Source organism: Nocardioides ganghwensis, from assembly GCF_014779655.1.
Classification (GTDB): Bacteria; Actinomycetota; Actinomycetes; order Propionibacteriales; family Nocardioidaceae; genus Nocardioides; species Nocardioides ganghwensis.
This window is the reverse complement of the sequence record NZ_JACXYX010000006.1, coordinates 121,019-141,164: the sequence shown is the minus strand read 5'-3', so window position 1 is coordinate 141,164 and position 20,146 is coordinate 121,019. Positions and strand designations below refer to the sequence as shown.

At 72.9% G+C, this 20,146-nt stretch carries 17 protein-coding genes and 1 pseudogene; 5 read left to right on the top strand and 13 right to left on the bottom strand.

Going from position 1 to position 20,146, the window contains the following annotated elements; genetic code table 11:
- Window positions 1-5: 5 nt before the first annotated feature.
- Window positions 6-677, top strand: coding sequence for a hemerythrin domain-containing protein (locus IEZ24_RS09140; RefSeq protein ID WP_129455478.1), 672 nt, complete (start codon window positions 6-8; stop codon window positions 675-677).
- Between the two features lie 10 nt (window positions 678-687).
- Here IEZ24_RS09140 and IEZ24_RS09135 read toward each other — a convergent pair whose 3' ends face one another.
- From IEZ24_RS09135 to IEZ24_RS22530, 12 genes and pseudogenes are all read right to left on the bottom strand, one after another.
- A complete protein-coding gene (locus tag IEZ24_RS09135; RefSeq protein WP_129455477.1) occupies window positions 688-3,993 on the bottom strand; it encodes an ATP-binding protein in 3,306 nt (1,101 codons plus the stop codon).
- A 54-nt stretch (window positions 3,994-4,047) separates the two neighbouring features.
- Window positions 4,048-4,710, bottom strand: coding sequence for a hypothetical protein (locus IEZ24_RS09130; RefSeq protein ID WP_129455476.1), 663 nt, complete (start codon window positions 4,708-4,710; stop codon window positions 4,048-4,050).
- Window positions 4,711-4,793: 83 nt separating this feature from the next.
- Window positions 4,794-6,023 (bottom strand): winged helix-turn-helix domain-containing protein, encoded by a 1,230-nt coding sequence (locus IEZ24_RS09125; protein ID WP_129455475.1) that lies wholly within the window; start codon window positions 6,021-6,023, stop codon window positions 4,794-4,796.
- Window positions 6,024-6,110: 87 nt separating this feature from the next.
- Complete coding sequence (locus IEZ24_RS09120; protein ID WP_242498507.1) at window positions 6,111-6,785, bottom strand: response regulator; 675 nt, start codon at window positions 6,783-6,785, stop codon at window positions 6,111-6,113.
- 44 nt (window positions 6,786-6,829) lie between these two features.
- Window positions 6,830-7,444 carry a ribosome hibernation-promoting factor, HPF/YfiA family gene (gene hpf, locus IEZ24_RS09115; protein ID WP_129455474.1) on the bottom strand — a complete coding sequence of 205 codons (615 nt, stop codon included), beginning with the start codon at window positions 7,442-7,444 and terminating at the stop codon, window positions 6,830-6,832.
- A 401-nt stretch (window positions 7,445-7,845) separates the two neighbouring features.
- Window positions 7,846-8,586: a ComF family protein gene (locus tag IEZ24_RS09110; RefSeq protein WP_242498506.1), complete on the bottom strand. Its 741-nt coding sequence runs from the start codon at window positions 8,584-8,586 to the stop codon at window positions 7,846-7,848.
- A 58-nt stretch (window positions 8,587-8,644) separates the two neighbouring features.
- The gene (locus tag IEZ24_RS09105) at window positions 8,645-10,375 is read right to left on the bottom strand and encodes an LpqB family beta-propeller domain-containing protein (RefSeq protein WP_129455473.1); all 1,731 of its coding nucleotides are present in this window, start codon (window positions 10,373-10,375) and stop codon (window positions 8,645-8,647) included.
- Entirely contained in the window at window positions 10,372-11,973 is a 1,602-nt protein-coding gene (gene mtrB, locus IEZ24_RS09100; protein ID WP_242498505.1) for an MtrAB system histidine kinase MtrB, read from the bottom strand. Before mtrB ends, IEZ24_RS09105 begins: the two co-directional genes overlap by 4 nt.
- Before the next feature lie 10 nt (window positions 11,974-11,983).
- Complete coding sequence (mtrA, locus tag IEZ24_RS09095; RefSeq protein WP_129455472.1) at window positions 11,984-12,682, bottom strand: MtrAB system response regulator MtrA; 699 nt, start codon at window positions 12,680-12,682, stop codon at window positions 11,984-11,986.
- Between the two features lie 64 nt (window positions 12,683-12,746).
- Complete coding sequence (gene ahcY / locus IEZ24_RS09090; RefSeq protein ID WP_129455471.1) at window positions 12,747-14,213, bottom strand: adenosylhomocysteinase; 1,467 nt, start codon at window positions 14,211-14,213, stop codon at window positions 12,747-12,749.
- 93 nt (window positions 14,214-14,306) lie between these two features.
- On the bottom strand, window positions 14,307-15,410 hold the full coding sequence (locus IEZ24_RS09085) for a DUF808 domain-containing protein (protein ID WP_129455470.1): 1,104 nt from the start codon (window positions 15,408-15,410) through the stop codon (window positions 14,307-14,309).
- A gap of 221 nt (window positions 15,411-15,631) precedes the next feature.
- Window positions 15,632-16,012 (bottom strand): annotated as a pseudogene (locus IEZ24_RS22530) (N-acetyltransferase family protein); the annotation flags it as partial.
- A gap of 219 nt (window positions 16,013-16,231) precedes the next feature.
- Here IEZ24_RS22530 and IEZ24_RS09075 point away from each other — a divergent pair.
- From IEZ24_RS09075 to IEZ24_RS09060, 4 genes are all read left to right on the top strand, one after another.
- The gene (locus IEZ24_RS09075; RefSeq protein WP_129455469.1) at window positions 16,232-17,761 is read left to right on the top strand and encodes an HNH endonuclease signature motif containing protein; all 1,530 of its coding nucleotides are present in this window, start codon (window positions 16,232-16,234) and stop codon (window positions 17,759-17,761) included.
- A 96-nt stretch (window positions 17,762-17,857) separates the two neighbouring features.
- Window positions 17,858-18,196: a VOC family protein gene (locus tag IEZ24_RS09070; RefSeq protein WP_129455468.1), complete on the top strand. Its 339-nt coding sequence runs from the start codon at window positions 17,858-17,860 to the stop codon at window positions 18,194-18,196.
- 29 nt (window positions 18,197-18,225) lie between these two features.
- Entirely contained in the window at window positions 18,226-18,603 is a 378-nt protein-coding gene (locus tag IEZ24_RS09065; protein ID WP_129455467.1) for a nuclear transport factor 2 family protein, read from the top strand.
- A 4-nt stretch (window positions 18,604-18,607) separates the two neighbouring features.
- The gene (locus tag IEZ24_RS09060) at window positions 18,608-19,159 is read left to right on the top strand and encodes a GNAT family N-acetyltransferase (protein ID WP_242498504.1); all 552 of its coding nucleotides are present in this window, start codon (window positions 18,608-18,610) and stop codon (window positions 19,157-19,159) included.
- Here the strand turns inward: IEZ24_RS09060 and IEZ24_RS09055 are convergent.
- A complete protein-coding gene (locus tag IEZ24_RS09055; protein ID WP_129455466.1) occupies window positions 19,107-20,138 on the bottom strand; it encodes an SIS domain-containing protein in 1,032 nt (343 codons plus the stop codon). The genes IEZ24_RS09060 and IEZ24_RS09055 overlap by 53 nt on opposite strands.
- Between the last annotated feature and the right edge of the window lie 8 nt (window positions 20,139-20,146).

The following is a 20,146-nucleotide window of genomic DNA, read 5'->3' as shown; positions in this document are numbered from 1 at the left end:
ACACCGTGAGCACGACCGCCGGACCACTGACCGACACCCGCGTCATGAACACCCTCCACACCTTCTTCCGCCGCGAGCACCGCCTGGCCGGCGGGCTCCTGCGCGGCGTGGCCGACGGCGACACCACCCGGTCCCGGGTCGTCGGCGACCACCTCGACTTCCTCTCGCGAGCCCTGCACCACCACCACACCGTCGAGGACCGGGTGCTGTGGCCGCTGCTGCTCGAGAGGGTGCCCGAGGAGCTCGCTCCGATCGTCCACCTGATGGAGTCGCAGCACGAGCGCGTCGACGGCCTCATCGAGGAGATCAGCAGCCTCCTCCCGGGCTGGACGGACACCGCCGACGCAGCCACCGGCGCGCGCCTGGCCGACCTGTTCGACACGCTCTACGTCCACCTCGTCGAGCACCTCGACGCCGAGGAGCAGCGACTCCTCCCCCTCGCCGCCCGCTGCCTGACGCAGGCCGAGTGGGACCACATGGGAGAGGTGGCCCGGCGCGAGGCCCCGCGCAAGGGCGGCCTGCTGGCGCTCGGCATGTTCCAGCACGACGGCGACCCGGAGGTGTTCGCCACGATGATCGGCGACGCGCCCGGCCCCGTCCGCTGGCTGCTGCCGAAGCTGACGCGCCGGGCGTTCCGCCGCCACGCGCTGGCGGTGCACGGCACCACCACGCCCTGAGCCGGCGTCGTCAGAGCCGGGCGAGCTCGGCCTCCGTCCGCGCCACCCAGACCGGCAGACCGAGCTCGTGGTGGACCCGGCGTGCCTCGCGCAGGTGCGTCCGGGCGGCGTCGGTGTCGCCCAGCACGGCAGCCAGCCGACCCAGCGTCAGGCGCATGCTGCCGTGGAACCCGACCGGGACCGCGATCGCCAGCCGGTCGGCGTACGGCGCCAGTGCGTCGTGGAGGTCCCGCGCCGCCTCGCGGTCGCCCAGGAGTGCCCACACCTCGGCGCGCAGGGGGGTCAGGTAGAGCCACAGGTAGTCCCGGACCAGCTCGGGCTGCTCGCGCCAGCTCCCGAGCAGCGTGCGGAGCTCGTCGAGACGACCGGCGCGAGCCAGGGCGAGCGCGTGCCCCTCGCGCAGGGCAGGGTGGAACCCCCGGAGCCCCCGCAACATCGGCTCCAGCTCGGCCAGGCGGCCCTGCCGGTCACGCAGCTGCACGAGCTGGCACAGCCCGATGCCGTTGCCGGACTCGGCGATCGTCGCCTGCAACGCCTCACCGTCCTGGATCATCCGTGCGGCGTCGTCGTAGCGCCCGTCGAGCTGGGCCCGGAGCGCGAGGCACCAGCCGGTGACCATCAGGTTGGAGGGGAGGTGGTGCTGCTCGGCGATCTCGTGGGCGCGCACGACGTCGGAGCGGGCATCGGCGAGCCGGCCCAGCTCGGCGCGGTCCTGGGCCCGGGTGGACAGCGCGACGGCGTGGTCGAGGGGTTGGCCCACCCTGGCGGCGAGCTCGACGATCTCGTCGGACAGCGGCATCCGGTGGTGGAGGAGCTCGGGGCGCAGCAGCGCCCGCTGTGCCAGTCGCAGCACGGTGAGCTCGCGCTGACCCCGGTGGCCGGAGCGCCGCACCGCCGCGATCGCCTCGTCGGCCAGCCTGGTCGACTCCTCGACCGCGCCCGGCTTGTGGAGGTGCTCGGCGGCGAGCGCGGCCGTGAGGTGCGCCCGGGTCAGCACGTCCTCGTCGGGCAGGAGGTCGCGGACCGTGCGCCACAGCGCGATCGCGTCGTCGTCGTACTCCGGGGCGACGCGCCAGCCCCAGACCACGCCCTCGGTGACGGAGAGCAGGGCGTCCGCCGCTGCCCGGGCATCGCCCCGCTCGAGGGCGGAGCGGGCGGCCTGCTCCACGGGTGGCCAGGAATGGACCGCGCGGGAGGTACGGACCAGGGCGCGCGCGTGGGCGACGAGGACGTCCTCGCGCTCGATCGGTTCGGCCGTCGGGTCCATCGCCTGCAGCTCGGTGGCCAGCGTGGTCAGGCGGAGCGCCTCGTCGTACGCCGACGCCTTCACGCTCTCGGCAGCCGCACGCCGGGCGAGGACCCAGCCGGACCGCGCGTGCGCGGGCCCGGCGAGCCGGTAGTGCTCGGCGAGGTCGGCCGCGACCTCGCCCACCCGGCCCGCCCACACCTGCTCGAGGGCGGCGGCGACCTGCGCGTGGAGCCGGGCGCGCACCGGCGCCGGCAGCGCCTCGTCGAGGGCGTCGCGCACGAGGGCGTGGGTGAACCGGTAGCGACCAGGGCCCTCCTCGTCGACCAGCCCGAGCACCTGGGCACCCTCGATCGCCTCGGCCACGCTCGCGGCGTCGCCGGTGAGGAGGTCGAGCACGGCGACGTCGAAGCTCCGACCTGCCACTGCCGCCGCGCCGAGCACGTCGACCGCGCTCGCCGGCAGCTGGCGCGAGCGCTGGCGTACGACGTCGCGGACCCCACCAGGCACGGCGCGCCACGCGGGCGCGTGGGGGTCGCCGAGCGCCCCCTCGCTGACCAGGAAGCGGACCAGCTCGGTCAGGTAGAACGGGTTGCCGTCGGTGCGGCTGCGGAGCAGGGCCGCGACGTCGTCGGTCACCGTCCGGCCCGAGCGGCGGCTCGCCCAGGCAGCCACGGCGTCGACCCCCAGGCCACCGAGGTCGACCCGCACCGGATCGAGACGGGCCAGCACGCCGAGTGCCTCGGCCAGCGCCTCGCCGACGTCGGCGGGGGCGACCCGTGACGTGACGACGAGCACCGCGGGCACGTCCCCGAGACCGCCGGCGACCCGGCGCAGCAGGCGCAGGCTCTCCGCCTCGGCCCAGTGGAGGTCGTCCAGCACGAGCAGCACGGGCGTGGCACGACGCAGCGCGTCCAGCACCCCGTCGGCCTGGCGGAAGCTGACCGACGCCGCGTCGCCGCCTCCGTCCGCGGGACCGAGCACCTCGCCCACGGACTCCGGACCCAGCGCCTGCGCGAGCGCACGCGACCAGGCGTGCAGCGGCGGCGACCCCTCGGCGTCCCACCGACCGCGCCCGACGCGGAACCCGCGCTCCTCAGCGAGGTCGGCCACCGCCTCGGCCAGCCGCGTCTTGCCGATCCCCGGCTCGCCGCTGACGACGACGACGCGACCCCGACCGGCAGCTGCGCTCGTCAGGGCCGGGACCACGGCGGCCACGGCGTCGTCGCGGCCGAGCAGGGGGTCGTCGTCGGCGCCGGCGGGTGCCGCGTCCACGACCGGTGACGGGAGGGTCGGCGCCCGCGGGGCGGCGAGGAGCGCCACGTCGAGCGCAGGGTCCTGACGCAGCACCTGCTCCTCGAGCCGGCGCAGCTCGGGGCCCGGGTCGACGCCGAGCTCGTCGGCGAGGTGCTCGCGCGCACGACGCAGCGTGGCGAGCGCGTCGCCCTGGCGCTGCGAGCGGTAGAGCGCGAGTGCGAGGAGCCACCAGAGCCGCTCCTGCAGCGGGTTCGACCCGACCAGGCGCTCGAGCTCGGGAACGGCCACGTCGTGCTCACCGCGTCCCAGGCGCAGCTCCCACAGCCGGGCCAGTGCTCCGCCACGCAGCTCCTCCAGCCGCGTCGCCTCCGCACGCAGCGACGGTGTGTCCAGACCGGCGTACGCATCCCCTCGCCACAGCCCGAGTGCGTCGGTCAGCAGGACCTCCGCGCGCTCGGCGTCCGCCTCGCGCGCCTCTCGCAGCAACGTGGTGAAGCGACGCGCGTCGACGCTCTGCTCGTCGACGGCCAGGGAGTAGCCGGCTGCGTGCGTCCGTAGCCGGGCGGCGGGTGCCCCGGGCGCACGGTCGGGCTCGAGCGAGCGGCGCAGGCGAGCGACGTAGGACTGCAGGGACGCCTCGACACGGGCGGGCGGCTCCTCCCCCCAGATCTGGTCGATGAGCAGCTCGACGTGGACCGGCCGACCGGCGGCAGCCACCAGGAGTGCCAGCAGGGCGCGTGGCTTGGGCCCGCCGAGGTCGGCGAGCCTCCCCGCGAGCTCCACCTCGACGTCGCCGAGCACCCGGACCTGCACGCGGCCACCCTAGGCGTCGCGGCAGGTCCGGGTCCTCCGGAATATGGGGTACGCCTAGCCCGCCAGAGCGGGCTCCCGGACCGCGGAGGTGCGGTGCTGGGGCGCGCCGACCAACCCTGTGGCCAGCGAGAAGAGCGCCAGCGACATGCCGGCCACGGCGAAGACCGGGCTGAGCTCTGCCTGCGGGAGGAGCAGCGTGAGCGGTACTGAGAACGCATGGGCGAGTCCGGCCACGATGCCGACCGCGGCGATGGCCCGCCGCCAGCCGGTCCAGGCGCGCCCGAAGGCGTGGGCGAGCAACACGATCGCCCACCCGGTCACGGGGTAGAGCACGGTCGCCAGTCCGATGTGGGTCATCGCGACGGGCGCTGCGTGGCCGTGCGCGAGCTCGTCGGAGTCGACCACCGCAGCGAGGTGGAAGACGGTCTCGACGACGTAGACCGAGACGATCACGGCGACGATCGTGAGGGTGCGCTGCACCGTGGCGGGCCAGGCACGCGAGCGGACGGCGGCCCACAGGCCGAGCGCCAGCAACGCGGTGCTGGCCGCCACGAGCGCGTGGCCCGGCACCCAACGTTCGTCGGCGGTCATGGTGGCGAGCTCCTGGCGGAGCGTGTCGGAGCCGTCGGCGCCGGGGTGCATGCGGCCGCCGGCCGCGAGCAGGACGCCGGAGGCGACGAGCAGCAGGCGCCAGCCGTGGGTGTGGAGCAGTGACATCTGATGAACCTTTCGAGTCGGTGGTCGCACCACCGTCGCGGCCATCGCTTGCAGGACGCTTGACGCCGACTGGCACCGCCCCGTCAGAGCGAGGCCGACGCGGCCGCCAGCGCGGGCGCGAGGTCGCCGCGGTGGCCCACCACCACGTCGTCCAGGCCGAGCCAGCCGGCGAGCCGGCGCAGCTCGGCGGCCAGCTCGTCTGCCGTCTCCGGCGGAGCGGCCGCCTCGGCGAAGGCCCCCGGGACCAGCAGCCGTCGCGTGGCGCGGTCGGCCTTGAGGTCGACGCGCGCGACGAGCCGGTCGCCCAGCAGGAAGGGCAGCACGTAGTAGCCGTGGAGCCGCTTCTCCGGGGGGACGTAGATCTCGATGCGGTAGAAGAAGTCGAACAGCGCCTCGGCGCGGGCCCGCTCCCACACCACGGGGTCGAAGGGACTGAGCAGTGTGCGTGCCGACACCCGTCGCGGCAGCCGGGCGTCGCGGTGGAGGTAGGCCTGGCGCTTCCAGCCCCGCACGGTGACCGGGACGAGCTCACCGGCCTCGACCAGCTCCTCGACGGCGACCTTCGCGCTCGCGGCGCCAGGAGCGGGCTGGAGGCGGAGCCGGTAGTAGTCGGCGAGGCAGGCGAGGCTCGCGACGCCGTGCGAGCGGGCCGCCCGGCGTACGAGCTCGGTCACCGCCTCCTGGGCCGTGGGCGTCGGCGCGTCGAGGACCGCCGCCGGCAGCACCCGCTCGGGGAGGTCGTAGACGACCTCGAACTGGTTGTTGCGCCCGGCGATCGCGACGTCGCCGACGAGATAGAGGTAGTCGAGGACCTTGCGGGCCTCCGACCAGTTCCAGCCCCAGTTCTCCCGGGAGCGGGGTCCGGTGCTGAGGTCCTCCTCGAGGTCGCGGGCCGTGACCGGCCCGCGGTCGCGGACGGCATCGCGCACCCGCGGCTCGAGCGTCGGGTCGGCGGTGAAGCCCCACTTGCCGCGCTCGGCGCGGTAGTGCTCCATCCGGTGCCGCATCAGGGGCCAGAGCTCGACGGGCATGAGCGCCTGCACGTGGGCCCAGTACTCGACGAGGGTGCGCTCGCGTCGTGGGGTCGACGTCGTCGCGCGGCGCAGGAGGTCCACGTCGTAGGGGCCCATCCGCGAGTAGAGCGGCATGTAGTGGGCGCGCTGGAGGACGTTGACGGAGTCGACCTGGAGCACACCGGTCCGCGCGACCGTGCGGTCGAGGGTCTTCAGCGAGGGCGTCGCGTGTGCGCGGTCGGTGAAGCCCTGGGCGGCCAGCGCGATGCGGCGGGCCTGGAGCTGGGTGAGCTGGTCCACCCGCGGAACTCAACCAGAGCGGACCGACAGGGTCAGGGCAGGTCTGTGTCTCGATACGCCGGTCGCAGGCTCGTTCCTCGGTCGTCCCTAGGGCAGGTCGAGCAGCTTCTCGCGCATGGCGTACATGACGGCCTCCATGCGGGAGTGCAGCTGGAGCTTCTCCAGGATGTTGCGGACGTGGTTCTTGACCGTGTTCTCGGAGATGAAGAGCTCCTTGGCGACCTCGCGGTTGTTGAGCCCCTTGGCCACCAGCCGGAGCACCTCGAGCTCGCGCTCGGTCAGCCGTAGCGCCGGGCCCTGCTCGCGCTCGGGCTTGGACATCTGCTTGAACTCGTCGATGAGCTTGACCGCCATCGACGGGCTGATCAGGGACTGGCCCTCGTTGACCACCCGGATCGCCTGGGCGACCTCCTCGATCGAGGAGTCCTTGAGGAGGTAGCCGGCGGCGCCGTTCTTGACCGACTCGTAGAGGTCGGCCTCCTCGTCGGAGACGGTGAGCATGATGATCTTGGTGGCCGGGACGGCCTCCTTGATGGCGCGGCAGGCCTCGACTCCCGTGCGGCGCGGCATCCGGACGTCGAGCAGGATGACGTCGGGCGCGGTCGTGGTCGCGAGCTCCGTGGCGGTGATCCCGTCGGCCGCCTCGCCGACCACCTCGATGTCGGTGTCGCCGCTGAGCAGCATGATCAGCCCTCGACGGAACAGCTCCTGGTCGTCGACCACCAGGACGCGGACTGGTTCGCTGCTGTGTGCCTCGGTCACGCGCGCATCATTACATGCGCGCGCGACCGAGGCGTGGAGGGCACTCAGCCGACGTCGAGCGAGATCACGCCGTAGTCGTAGCCGCGGCGGCGGTAGACCACCGCCGGCCGCTCGCTCTCCTTGTCGACGAAGAGGTAGAAGTCGTGCCCGACCAGCTCCATCTCGTAGAGCGCCTGGTCGAGCGTCATGGGGGTGGCGTGGTGGGACTTCTCGCGCACGACCAGCGGTCCGTCACCCGTGACGGTGATCGGGCCGACCTTGTGCTCGATGACGTCGGTCTCCTCCTCGTCCTCGACGCCCACCACGCCGGTGCCGGCGAGCGCCTCGCCGACCGAGACGGGCGTGTGCCGCCCGCGGTGCACGCGACGCCGGTCGGCGGCGCGGCGCATCTGGGCCTGCATCTTGTCGAGGGCGAGGTCGAGCGCGCCCATCTTGTCCTCGGCCGCCGCCTCGGCCCGGATCACCGGGCCCTTGGAGAACGCGGTCAGCTCCACCTTGGTGGACCGGTCGTGCTGGCGGGGATTCTTCTCGAGCTCCACCTCCACCTGGACGCGCATGATGCGGTGATCGTGCTTCTCCAGACGGGTGAGCTTCTCGGACACGTGCTCGCGGAACCGGTCGGACACCTCGCAGTGCCGTCCCGTGACCACAACCTCCATGTGAACCTCCTCAACTAGCGAACGGTCCGCACCCCTCCATATCGCCGCGGCGGCACACCCGCCGGGGCAGGGTGGGATGGAGCCCGCCCGGCCGACCTGGTCTTCGACCCCACAACCGCCTGCTGAAGCGTTCGCAACTTCTCCGTCACTACTGGCCTTCTCCCGGCATCCGACACATCTGGTGTCGGCGACGGGGCAGGACTTACTTCTAAGCCGCACCGTGATCGTCCGGCGGGCACGGCGCTGCTGGGCAGCGGCGCGACCGTGGACTTACGTGGACCGTTTCGCCTGCGACTGGCATCGGCTTGCCGCGGGTCGGACCTGACGAGGCACCTGACGGTGCTGCGCGCAGCCCTCTCCGTGACGCAACCACGGACCCGGGCGGACTCCATGACAAGACGCTAGCCCCTCCGGGCCCCCGGGCCAACTGTGGGGTCACCCCTCGGTCCCCGTCCCTGTCCGGCACGCCTGCGGGTGGCCGCGACGGCCGCGATCGCGACAGGCGGCAGGCCCACGGCCTCGAGCGCGCGCTGGGCCTCGCGGGCCGTGGAACCGGTGGTGACCACGTCGTCGCAGACCACGACGTACGCCGCTCGCCGCCGTCGGCCCGCCCGTGCCAGGGCGGCGGAAGGACAGTGCATCGAGCCGGCCATGTTGGTCGCCCGGTCCCCCGCGTCGAGCCCGGCCTGGTCGGCCGCGCCGCGCGAGGCCAGGATCGGCGCGAGCACGACGGAACGCTCCCGGCGCAGGCCGCGGGCGGCCGTACGCACGAGCGCGGCGGTGGCCTCGTAGCCGCGGCGGCGCCCCGCACCCGGACGCGACGGCACGGGCACCAGCAGCAGCGGAACGTCCGGCTCGAGGTCCGACACCGCGCCGCGCACGGCGTCGGCCAGGAGGGCGCCCAGCACGCGGCGGTGCCCCCACTGCCCGCGGTCCTTGTGGCCCACCACGAGCGCGCGCACCGCGCCCTCGTACGACTCCGCCACCCACGGCGTCACCAACCCCGCGGGCACGGGCGAGGGCCACGCGACCCGCGGGGTGCGCGACAGCCCGCCCCGGCACGCCGGGCACAGCATCCGGCCGGGCAGGTCGCAGCCCACGCACCGGCTGCCGAGGAACAGGTCCAGGGCCTCGTCGAGCACGCGCCCATGCCAGCAGGAGGGGACGTACGGGCGCAACGGCCGGCGCGGAGCCTGTGGATCAGCCCACGTAGGTGAGGGAGGTGAGGCCCGGCGGCAGGTCGGGCACCAGCCGCTCGGGTCGGGTCAGGCTGACGACCGTGCGGCCGGCGAGTGCGTAGACCTCACCGTCCGCGGGCGTCGAGACGAGCGTACGGACGCGGCCGCGCAGGCTCGTCGTTCCGCTCGTGGAGATCCCGCCGGGGGCACCGTCGACCGAGATCGTGCGCACCTGGGAGAAGTCCTCGTTGATGTCGCTGAGCACCGACACGGTCGTCGGCGACCGCCAGGCGACGTCGCGGATGCGCACGGTGTCCTCGGTGGGGAGCGGGAGCGTGCGCGGCGGGGTGAATCCCAGGACGGTCCCGGCCGCGTCGTGGCGCACCCGGACCGACACGACCCGGTCGGCCTTCGCCCCCCGGACCACGGCCACCAGGCGGCTGCCGTCGCGGGAGACGATCAGCTCGGTGACGCGCCGACCGGTGAGGCCGGGGACCACCAGCTCGGCGGCCTCGCCGTCGGTGACCTGCACGACCCGTGCCCGTCCGGCGCCCCGGTCGAGCACCCAGATCCGGTCGCGGTGGTCCCAGTGCGGGGCCGCGAGGTCGACGGCTCCGACCACCGGCGTGGTCACCTCGCCCGTCGGCGCCTCCGTGGCGGTGAGGAGCAGGTCGGTGCCGGTGGCGGAGACCGCGGCGACCCTCGTGCCCGGGAGGTTGACCCCGATGGAGCGCAGGCCGTAGCCGGGCTCGCCGAACGGCCCGCTGGTGGGGCCGAGGTCCCCCACGCGCCCGGTCACCAGGCGGTCCTCCTGGAGCGCGAAGAGGTCGGCGCTCGCGCGGTCGCCGTTGGGGTCGTAGGCCGCCCCGAAGCTGAGGTTGACCGGTGCCAGCCCACCCGGTCCGGTGAACGTACGGTCGCCCACGCTGAGCTCGACGGCGCTGATCCGCGGCTCCTGGCCGAGGGTCCACACGAGCTGCGTGAGCATTCGCTCGGCCGTCTCGTCGTCCACCGCATCAGGGTCGCCGGACAGGGCCACCCGGGCGATGCCCGACTCGATGGGCACCGAGAGACCGGGCGTGGTCCCGGGCGGGAAGTAGCTGCGGACGACGTCGAGCGACTCCTCTCCCGGCGGCGTCAGCAGGCCGCGCACCAGCGACGAGGCGTACCCCTCGCCACGCGGCACGAAGACCGGCTCGGGGACGAGCACCTGCGAGGTGGGGTCGAAGTAGTAGAGCGCTGCCCGCTCGTACCAGTCGGCGAACCACGAGTCCGGGACGATCAGGGCATCGGGGAGCTCGTCGATGCGCCACTCACCGTCCTCCTGCACCAGCCGGAGCGACAGCTGGGCGCCGGCGTCCGTGCGCTGCCACGCGCCCCGGGCGTCGTAGGTGTTGACGTCGCTCAGCGGCACCCGCACGAAGATGCCGGTCGAGGCGTCGCCGAGCTCGCCGTAGGTGAGGACCTGCTGCTCGGGCGTCCACGACTCGGCCGCCTCGCGGGACAGGAACTGGCGGGCGACGGTCGTGCTGACCGGGGTGGCCTTCATCGCCTCGAAGAAGCCGTCCACGATGTCGGCGGCGGGCTCGCCCTCCTGCGGGGGCCGTGGGTCGAAGGAGATGCCGGGGACGTCCTCGGCGTCGGCGGTGACCTCGGACTCGACGACCGGCCCCGACGTCGGCATCCGGACGCAGCCGGCGAGCAGGGCCGCGGCGAGCAGCAGGCCGGCGGAGCGGGCGGCCGCGCGTCTCATGCCGTCTCCCTGGCGTCGGTGGGCACCAGCGGCAGCGGCGAGTGCCGCAGCTGGGTGCCGAGGAGGCGCGGCAGCGTGAGCCGGAACTGGGCGCCCTCCCCGGGGCGCCCCCACGCCTGGAGCCAGCCGCCGTGCAGGTGGGTGTCCTCCAGCGAGATGGAGAGGCCGAGGCCGGTGCCGCCGCTGGTGCGCGCGCGGGCGGGGTCCGCGCGCCAGAACCGGTTGAACACCATGGCCGACTCCCCCGGCCCGAGCCCCACGCCGTGGTCGCGCACCGCGATGGCGGCCGACTGCCGGTCGGCGCCGACGTACACCTCGACGTCCTCGCTCTCGGCGTGGTCGATGGCGTTGGTGACGAGGTTGCGCACGATGCGCTCGACACGGCGTACGTCTGCCTCCGCCACGCAGGGGTACCCGGGGTCGTGCAGGACGACGCGCGTGTCGCGCTGGGCGGCGAGCACCGACGTCATGTCGACGACGCGGCGGGCGACGTCGACGAGGTCGACGTCCTCGGTCTCGAGCACCGCGGCCCCGGCGTCGAAGCGGCTGATCTCCAGCAGGTCGGCCAGCAGCGTCTCGAAGCGGTCGAGCTCCTTCTGGAGCAGCTCGGCCGCCCGGCCGGTCACCGGGTCGAGGAACGGCCGGGCGTCGTGGATGACGTCGCTGGCCATCCGGACGGTCGTGATCGGGGTGCGCAGCTCGTGGGACACGTCGGAGACGAAGCGGCGCTGCAGGCGGCTGAGCTCCTCGAGCTGGCGGATCTGCTTCTGCAGGTTGGAGGCCATCTGGTTGAACGACGTGGCGAGCCTGGCGAGGTCGTCCTCGCCGGTGACGCGCAGGCGCTCCTGGAGCTGTCCGGCGGCGAGGCGCTCGGCGACCCGGCGGGCCATCCGGATCGGCGTGACCACCTGGCGGGTGACCAGCCAGGTGAGGCCCGCGATGAGCAGCAGCAGGGGCACCCCGGCGATGAGCATCGCGCGGGAGACGAGCGCGAGCGTCTCCTGCTGCTCGGCGAGCGGGTAGAGGTAGTAGAGCGTGTAGGTCTTGTCGTCGGCGGGGAGCCGGACCTGGCTGCCCACCACGATGCCGGGCCCCTCGGGCAGGCCCTCGATGTCGCGCGTCGTACGGATGTCGGTGTAGGTCCACGCCGTCGCGGACAGCGAGTCGAAGTGGTCCTCGAGCGTCGCCGGGACGCTGGAGAGGTCGAGGCCCTCGGTGAACTTGGCGCCGCCGTCGGCGAGGCGGAGGTCCTCGCCCACCGGCGGGGACAGCACGACCGCGAAGCCGCGCGTGGCGCCGCGCGCCTGGATCGGCTCCACCAGGGCCTGCTGCTGCGCGGACTCGTCGAGGTCGAGGCGGGAGGCCGCCGCGAGGTCCGTACGCGCGGCCTCGGTCTCCCCCTCGGCCTCCTGCACGACGGCGGCGACCCGGTTGTCGAGGAGGCCGTCGCGGGTCTGCTGGATGAGGAACCAGCCGACGATGCCGACGACCGCGGCGGAGAGCAGCACGGTGCTGACCACGACGCGCGCCTGCACGGAGCGCCGCCAGAAGGCGGGCCCGCGCCGCAGCGCCGGTGGGAGCCGGTCGCGGATGCTCACCCGGGAACTCCTACGACTTGCCGGCCTTGTAGCCCACGCCGCGCACGGTCACCACGACCTCGGGGTTCTCCGGGTCGTGCTCGACCTTGGAGCGCAGGCGCTGGACGTGCACGTTGACCAGGCGGGTGTCGGCGCTGTGGCGGTAGCCCCAGACCTGCTCGAGCAGCACCTCGCGGGTGAAGACCTGCCAGGGCTTGCGGGCCAGGCAGACGAGCAGGTCGAACTCGAGCGGGGTCAGGTTGATCGGTGCGCCGTCGCGGGTCACCGAGTGGCCGGCGACGTCGATGGAGACGTCGCCGATGGTGAGCCCCTCGTCGGGCGTGACGTCGTTGCGGCGTACGCGGGCGCGGACCCGGGCGATGAGCTCCTTGGGCTTGAAGGGCTTGACGATGTAGTCGTCGGCCCCGGACTCGAGGCCGACGACGACGTCGACGGTGTCGCCCTTGGCGGTCAGCATCACGATCGGGACGCCGGACTCGGCGCGGATCTCCTTGCAGACGTCGATGCCGTCCTTGCCCGGGAGCATCAGGTCGAGCAGGACCAGGTCGGGCCGGTAGTCGCGGAACGCGTCGAGGGCCACGTCACCGCGACCGACGATGCGGCTGTCGAACCCCTCCTGGCGCAGGACGATGGAGAGCATCTCCGCGAGGGAGGCGTCGTCGTCGACGACGAGCACGCTGCCGCGAGCGGGCTCGGCAAGGTCGGTCATGGCGCCAGTCTAGGGCTGGCGCCATGACCGGGTGGCGCTACGCGGGATCCGCCGCGTCGCGCGCTCAGTAGCGGTAGTGGTCGGACTTGTACGGGCCCTCCACCGGGACGCCGAGGTAGGCGGCCTGCTGCTTGGTGAGCTCGGTCAGCTCGACACCGAGGGCGTCGAGGTGCAGCCGCGCGACCTCCTCGTCGAGGTGCTTGGGCAGCACGTGCACGCCGAGCTCGTAGTCGTCGGACTTGGAGAAGAGCTCGATCTGGGCCAGCACCTGGTTGGTGAAGGAGTTGGACATCACGAACGACGGGTGGCCGGTGGCGTTGCCCAGGTTGAGCAGGCGGCCCTCGGACAGCACGATGATCTTCTTGCCGGGCTTGCCGTCCTCGGCCGGGAAGATCCACTGGTGGACCTGCGGCTTGATCTCGTCCTTGACGATGCCGGGGATCTTCGCGAGACCGGCCATGTTGATCTCGTTGTCGAAGTGGCCGATGTTCCCGACGATCGCCTGGTGCTTCATCTTGTGGAAGTGCTCGACCGTGATGATGTCGAAGTTGCCGGTCGTGGTGATGAAGATGTCGGCGGTCTCGACGACCGACTCGAGGCGCTTGACCTCGAAGCCGTCCATCGCTGCCTGCAGCGCGCAGATGGGGTCGATCTCGGTGACGATGACGCGCGCACCCTGCCCGCGCAGCGACTCCGCGGAGCCCTTGCCGACGTCGCCGTAGCCGCACACGACCGCGACCTTGCCGCCGATCATGACGTCGGTGGCGCGGTTGATGCCGTCGATCAGGGAGTGGCGACAGCCGTACTTGTTGTCGAACTTGGACTTGGTGACCGAGTCGTTGACGTTGATCGCCGGGAAGAGGAGGGTGCCCTCCTTGAAGCGCTCGTAGAGGCGCAGCACACCGGTCGTGGTCTCCTCGGAGACTCCCTTGACGAGGGGCGCGCGCTTGGTCCAGCGCTGCGGGTCGGCCTCGAGCGAGCGGGCCAGGACGCGCAGCACCTCCTTGAACTCCTCGTTGTCGGTGGAGTCCTGCGACGGGACGGCGCCCGCCTTCTCGTACTCGACACCGAGGTGCAGCAGCATCGTGATGTCGCCGCCGTCGTCGAGCAGCATGTTGGGGCCGCCCACCTCGCCGTCCTCGGCGGGGAAGTCGAAGACCTTCTCGGCCTCGTCCCAGTACTCGGCGAGGGTCTCGCCCTTCCAGGCGAAGACCGGGACACCGCGCGGGTCCTCGGGCGTGCCGCCCTTCGACGGGGGGCCGACGACGACCGCGGCCGCGGCGTGGTCCTGGGTGGAGAAGATGTTGCAGGTGGCCCAGCGGATGTCCGCGCCGAGGGCCGCGAGGGTCTCGATCAGCACGGCGGTCTGGATCGTCATGTGCAGCGAGCCGGCGATCCGCGCCCCCTTGAGGGGCTGGTCCTTGCCGTAGCGCTCGCGCATGGCCATCAGGCCGGGCATCTCGTGCTCGGCGAGCTCGATCTCCTTGCGGCCGTACGCGGCAAGGGTGAGGTCAGCGACCTTGTGGTCCATCAGTTGTCTCCTGGCGTCGAGGAGGGCGTCTGCGCCGCACATCTGTGCATCGTCGGGATCTCCCGCGCGGACCAGAAAAGGGTAGGACCGCCCTCAACGATTCGGAGAATCCTCGGCGGAGTCGCCGGAGGCCGCCTGGCTTTGCCCGTCGCCGTGCTCCTCGTCGTGACCGGAGCCGTGGCCCGAGCCGTGGCCGCCGCCGATCCCGAAGGCGTGCAGCACGGCCAGCACGAGCCCGCCGACGACGAGGCCGACGAGGCCGGAGACCACGGTGTTCAGCACCCAGCCCAGCAGGGCGCCGAGCGTCCCGCCGACGGCCTCGTGGACGGCGTCCTCCCAGTGGTGGACCAGGTCGTACGGCGCGTGCAGGGCGTCACCGACCGCGGTGCCCTCGAGCAGGCCGTCCTGCCCGCCGATCTCGTAGAGGCTGACCAGGAGGATGTGGCCGCCGACCCACAGCATCGCCAGCGTGCCGATGAGGGAGATCGCGGTAAGCAGGCGCGGCATCGCGGAGACGAGGGCGAGACCGATGCGCTGCGAGCCCTTGGAGGGCTTCTCCGCGAGGTGGAGGCCGACGTCGTCCATCTTCACGATGAGCGCGACCACGCCGTAGACGAGGACCGTGATCAGCACGGCGACGGCGGCCAGGACGATCGCCCGCATCCAGATGCTGGCGTCGGGGTCGGAGCTGACGACCTCCTTGAGCGCGATGACCATGATCTCGGCGCTGAGGATGAAGTCGGTGCGGATGGCGCCGGCGACGGTCTTCGCCTCGTGCTCGGGGCTCAGCTCCCCCGTGCTGGTGAGCTCGGCCTCCGCCTCCTCGACCACCGGCTCGTGGTGGCTGACCTTCTCCCACACCTTGTGGGCGCCCTCGTAGGCGAGGAAGCCGCCACCGAAGATGAGGATCACCGGCAGCAGCCACGGCAGGAACTGCCCGAGCAGCACGGCCGCGGGGAGGATGAAGAGCATCTTGTTGCGCAGCGAACCGATGGCGATCTTCTTGATGATCGGCAGCTCGCGCGCGGCGGGGGATCCGTGGAGGTACTGCGGGGTGACGGCGGTGTCGTCGACCACCACGCCCGCGGCCTTCATGCTGGCACGCCCGGCGGCGGCGCCGACGTCGTCCACGCTGGCTGCGGCGATGCGCGCGAGTGCGGCGACGTCGTCGAGGAGGGCGAACAGTCCGCCGGCCATGGTCGGTCCTTCGGGTCGTGGGTCGGGTCGGGCTGCAGCCTATCGGCGCGCCGTACGCGCTTCGCTCCCCCCGGAAGGCGGTCAGCCGTCGGGACGCCGGTCCTCCGCCGCCACCGGTGGCTCCGTGACGAGCTCGTAGCCGAGGAGCTCGGCGTACGGCGGGAACGAGCCGCGCAGCACCTCCCCCGTCGACTGCCACCCGTGCTTCCCCAGAACCGTCGCCCTCGCGCGTTCGCGGCGTAGACGTGGAGGGCAGGTCGTACGACGCCGCGTGCGCGCAGGCGCTCGACGAGCGCGTCGTGGGCAGCCGTGGCCAGCCCGCTCCCCCACGTGTCCAGGGCGGCGCCGAAGTGCAGCACCTCAGCGCCCTGCAGAGCCGCGAACCCCGCGACCCTCCCCACCTCCTCGACCACGAAGCACTCGACGTCGGGGGCCGCCACCTCGTCCCGCCAGCGCGCCGCGATCTCCTCGTGAGGGAACGGGTAGCGGTCCTGGGGGAAGACCTCCGACAGACCCGCGACCGCCGCAGGCTCCTGGACGGCGACCACCGCGGGCACGTCCTCCTCGCGCATGGGGCGGAGCACACTGCGGCGACCGGGCATGGCCGGAGGTTAGACGCCGGGACCACCCTCGGTGGTCGAGGTGCGAGCGCACCTCGGTGGTCGAGGTGCGAGCGCAGCGAGCCTCGAAACCATCCGAACCCGCCCTCCGCCCGTTGAGCAGGTCGCGCAGCGACCGTGTCGAAACCAGTCCGAGAAACCCTGGCCAGCAACCGTCCACAGCCATCGCCACTGTCGGACCCGACGACTACAATCGATCACATGATCGACGGAATGGCAGCCGAGGCGCGAGAGGTCGCAGACGACCTCTCCGCCTCCGAGCTGCTTCGCTCGATCAAGGCCTCCCGCGACCTCGAGCACGCCGAGGCTGCCCGCCAGCTCGCTCTCGCCGCCCGCTGGGCGGACCTGCACCCGCCGGAGTCGATCCACGACGCCGCCTCGTTCACCGTCCCGGGGTGTGAGCACGAGGAGCCCATCGCCGGCGAAGGGACTCCCTTGGTGGCGGAGTTCTGTGTCGCCGAGCTCGGCACCGTGCTCGGCATCTCCCCGACGGCGGCGAAGAAGCTCATCGGCCACGCCCTCGAGCTGCGCCACCGCCTTCCCCGGTTGTGGGAGCAGGTCCGCGCCGGCCGGGTGCCGGCGTGGCGGGCCCGCGCCGTCGCGGAGACCACCATCCACTCGACTCCTTCCCTCACGGCCGAGGCGGCGGGGTTCGTCGACTCCCAGGTCGCCGCCGTGGCCGGGCGGATCGGGCAGGCGCAGCTCGACCGGCTCCTCGCCGAGACCATCAAGCGCTACGACCTCGCCACCGCCGACCCCACGAAGGACCCCGAGGACGGGTGGCAGCACGTCGACCCGCGTCACGTCACCGTGGACACCGACGACGTGCACTACGCCGGCACCCTGCACCTCGAGGCCGACCTCGACCTCGCCGACGCCCTCGACCTCGACCGCGCCGTGGCCCACCACGCAGCAGTCCAAAAGGCCCTCGGATCCCAGCTGCCGCTCAACGCGCGACGCGCCAAGGCGCTCGGGGACCTCGCCCGCACGCAGACCGCGCTCGACCTCCACGCCCAGGACGACTCAGCCCAGAACGGCAGTGGATTCGAGGCTCGCGGAGCTCATCCTCAGGAGCCGAGGGACGAGGCGCCTCGAACGGCTCGCACCTCAACCACCGACGAGGCCAGCACCTCCCCCACCAAAGACGACAAGCCGGACCTGCCGGCGGCGCGTGAGGTCGTCATCCACGCCCACTTCGACGCATCCATGGTCGGCGTACAGACCGTGTTCGGCCCCACCGGGCGCATGGAGAACGGGCAGCGACTCGTCCTCCTCGACCAGATCAAGTCGTGGTGCGCCGACTCCCGCACCAAGGTGACGATCAAGCCCGTCATCGACCTCAACACCCAGCTCACCGCCCAGGGCCACGCCATCCCCGACCGGATCCGCGAGCAAGTCATCCTCCGCGACCGCACCTGCGTCTTCCCCTGGTGCACCAGACCGGCGCGCGGCTGCGACATCGACCACATCACGCCGTACGACCATCGCGCCGAGCCCGAGGGCAAACCCCAACCCGGACCCACACGCAGCGACAACCTCGCCTGCCTGTGCAGGTTCCACCACCGGCTGAAGACGCATTCGGCCTGGCGCTACGAGATGACCGCGCCCGGAGTGTTCGAGTGGACCTCCCCCCACGGCCACCACTACCGCCGCGACCACACCGGCACCACCGCCCTCGACCCACCCGACCCACCCGAACCGCCGGGCATCCCGCGACCACGCCGACGATGACCCCGCCCCACACCCCGCCGACACCCTGACGGCGGGGCCGTAGGCGCGTCCGGACCGGTCCGACCAGCGCCCGCCCCGCTCGAGCGCGTACGGTCCGTGCCCTCCTTCGTGAAGTCGGTGACGTTCGACTGCCGGGACCCGCTGACGGTCGCCGCGTTCTGGGCGGGCGCACTCGGCTCGGACGTCGACGAGGACAGCACTCCGGACCGCGCCTGGGTCGAGCCCGCCGGGTGGGGTGGACCGAGCCTCTGGTTCCAGCGGGTGCCCGAGCCGAAGATCGCCAAGAACAGGCAGCACTTCGACCTCCGGGCCTCAGGAGACCTCGATGACGACTCCGACCGACTGCTGCGCCTCGAGGCAACCGTGGTCGCCCGCCGCGACGACCTCGTCGTGATGGCCGACCCGGAGGGCAACGAGTTCTGCCTCGAGACCTGACTGTCGGTCCCCCGCCCCACACTGACCCCATGGACGCCGCCACCCTGCTCGCCCGCCTCGCCACGGTCATCGACGCCCACGACTGGGCGGGGCTGCCGGACCTCCTCCACCGCGACTTCACGTGCCGGCTCGTGCACACCGGCGAGGTCTTCGACCGTGACGGATGGGTCCGGCTCAACGCCGACTACCCGGGCTTCCAGCGCATGCACGTCGAGGGCCTCGTCGCCGACGGCGACCACGGAGCGCTCCGGGCACGGGTCATCGGCACGAGCGAGACCGGCGCCGAGCTCGAGTTCGCCGTCGCGAGCTTCGCCACTGTCCGCGACGGCCTGCTGGCCGAGCTGGTCGAGGTGTGGGCAGACGTCGGGCAGGACGCCCCCGCCGGGACCCGTCCGCAACTAACCTGACCCGGTGCTGCCCGAGCCCACCGAGCGCCTGCGCTTCCGCCCGATGGTGATGGCCGACCTCGACGACGTGACCGCCCTGCTGTCGGCACCGGATCCCGTACGCCTCGACCGCCCGGCCCGCACCCGCGACGACGCGGTGCGCTGGATCGAGTGGCAAGGGCGCAACTACGCCGAGCACGGGTTCGGGCTCTGGGTCGTCGAGACCCACGCGGGCAACTTCGTCGGCGACTGCGGCCTGACGGTGCAGGACGTCGAGGGCACGCCCCACGTCGAGGTCGGCTACCACGTCCTGCCCGCGATGCGCCGCCGCGGCCACGCCTCCGAAGCGGCTCGAGCCGTCCGCGACCGGGCGGCGGCGGAGGGCGTCGAGCACCTCGTCGCCCTGATCCGCCCCGACAACACGCCCTCGCAGGGCGTCGCCCGACGGTTGGGAATGGTCCTCGAACGCACGGCCCACGTGCACGACGGCGACGCGCTCGTGTTCGGGATGCGGCTCCAGCCGCTCAGTCCTCGACGAGCCCGATCCGGAGGTACTCCGCGGCGTACGTGCCGGTGAGCAGCAGGGAGGCGTAGCGCGCGACCTCGTCGTCCGCGTCGGTCTCGAGCGTCTCCACCCGTACGCCGTGGCGCGCCGCCGCAGCCTTCAGCTCCCCGGCCTGCTCGCGCACGACGGGGTCGTCGGAGCGGTCGTCGAGGATGAGCAGCAGGGGGCGGAGGTCGCCGGCCTCGTCGGCGAACGGGTCCGCGAAGACGTCGTGCGGCTTGGTCGCCTCGATCACGGGCAGCAGGTGCTCGGCGTCGCCGGCGATGGCGGAGCGCCCGCTCGTGCGACGCAGCGACTCGGCCAGGCGACGCGCGGCGCGGGCGGCCAGGACCGAGCCGCCCCAGACGAGCGGGTTGGTGTCGGCCATCGCGATGGCGAGCATCTTGGCCGGGTTGACCGCGAGGTCGCGGTGCGGCGAGCAGTTGGTGGCGACCTCGTCGAGGGACAGGGCCACCGACTCGGCGTCCGCGCGCGGGCCGAGGTGCACGTGGGCGAGGTAGTCGAGCATCACCACGGCCGTGGCGAGCTGGTCGCCGGTGACGGTCGGCAGCACGGTCACGTGCCGTCCGGCGGCGTGCTCGCCGACCAGCGACCGCTCGGGGCACGCGACGACGACCTGCGCGCCGCGGCGTACGGCCTCAGCGACCGCGGAGGCGGACCCGTGGTCGTTGCCCTCGGGCGCGAGCATCACGACCAGGTCCAGCGATCCCGCCCAGCCCGGCAGGCCCGGGTTGGGCCAGGCGACGAACGGCACCGGGCACCACGGCTCGAGCACCGCACGCAGCAGCCGCGAGTCCGGCCCGGCGGCGATCACGGCGCGCGGACGCTCACCGTCACGGGCCTCGGCGATCAGCTCGGCGGTCGCGGTGGCGGCCTCGTGGGCCTCGCGCCGCACCCGCGCGCCGCTCTCGGCGAGCGTGCGGAGCCGGAGGTCGACCGTCTCCAGCACCCCGGGGTCGTCCAGTCGGGCCTCGTCGAACCACGTCGCCACGCCAGTGC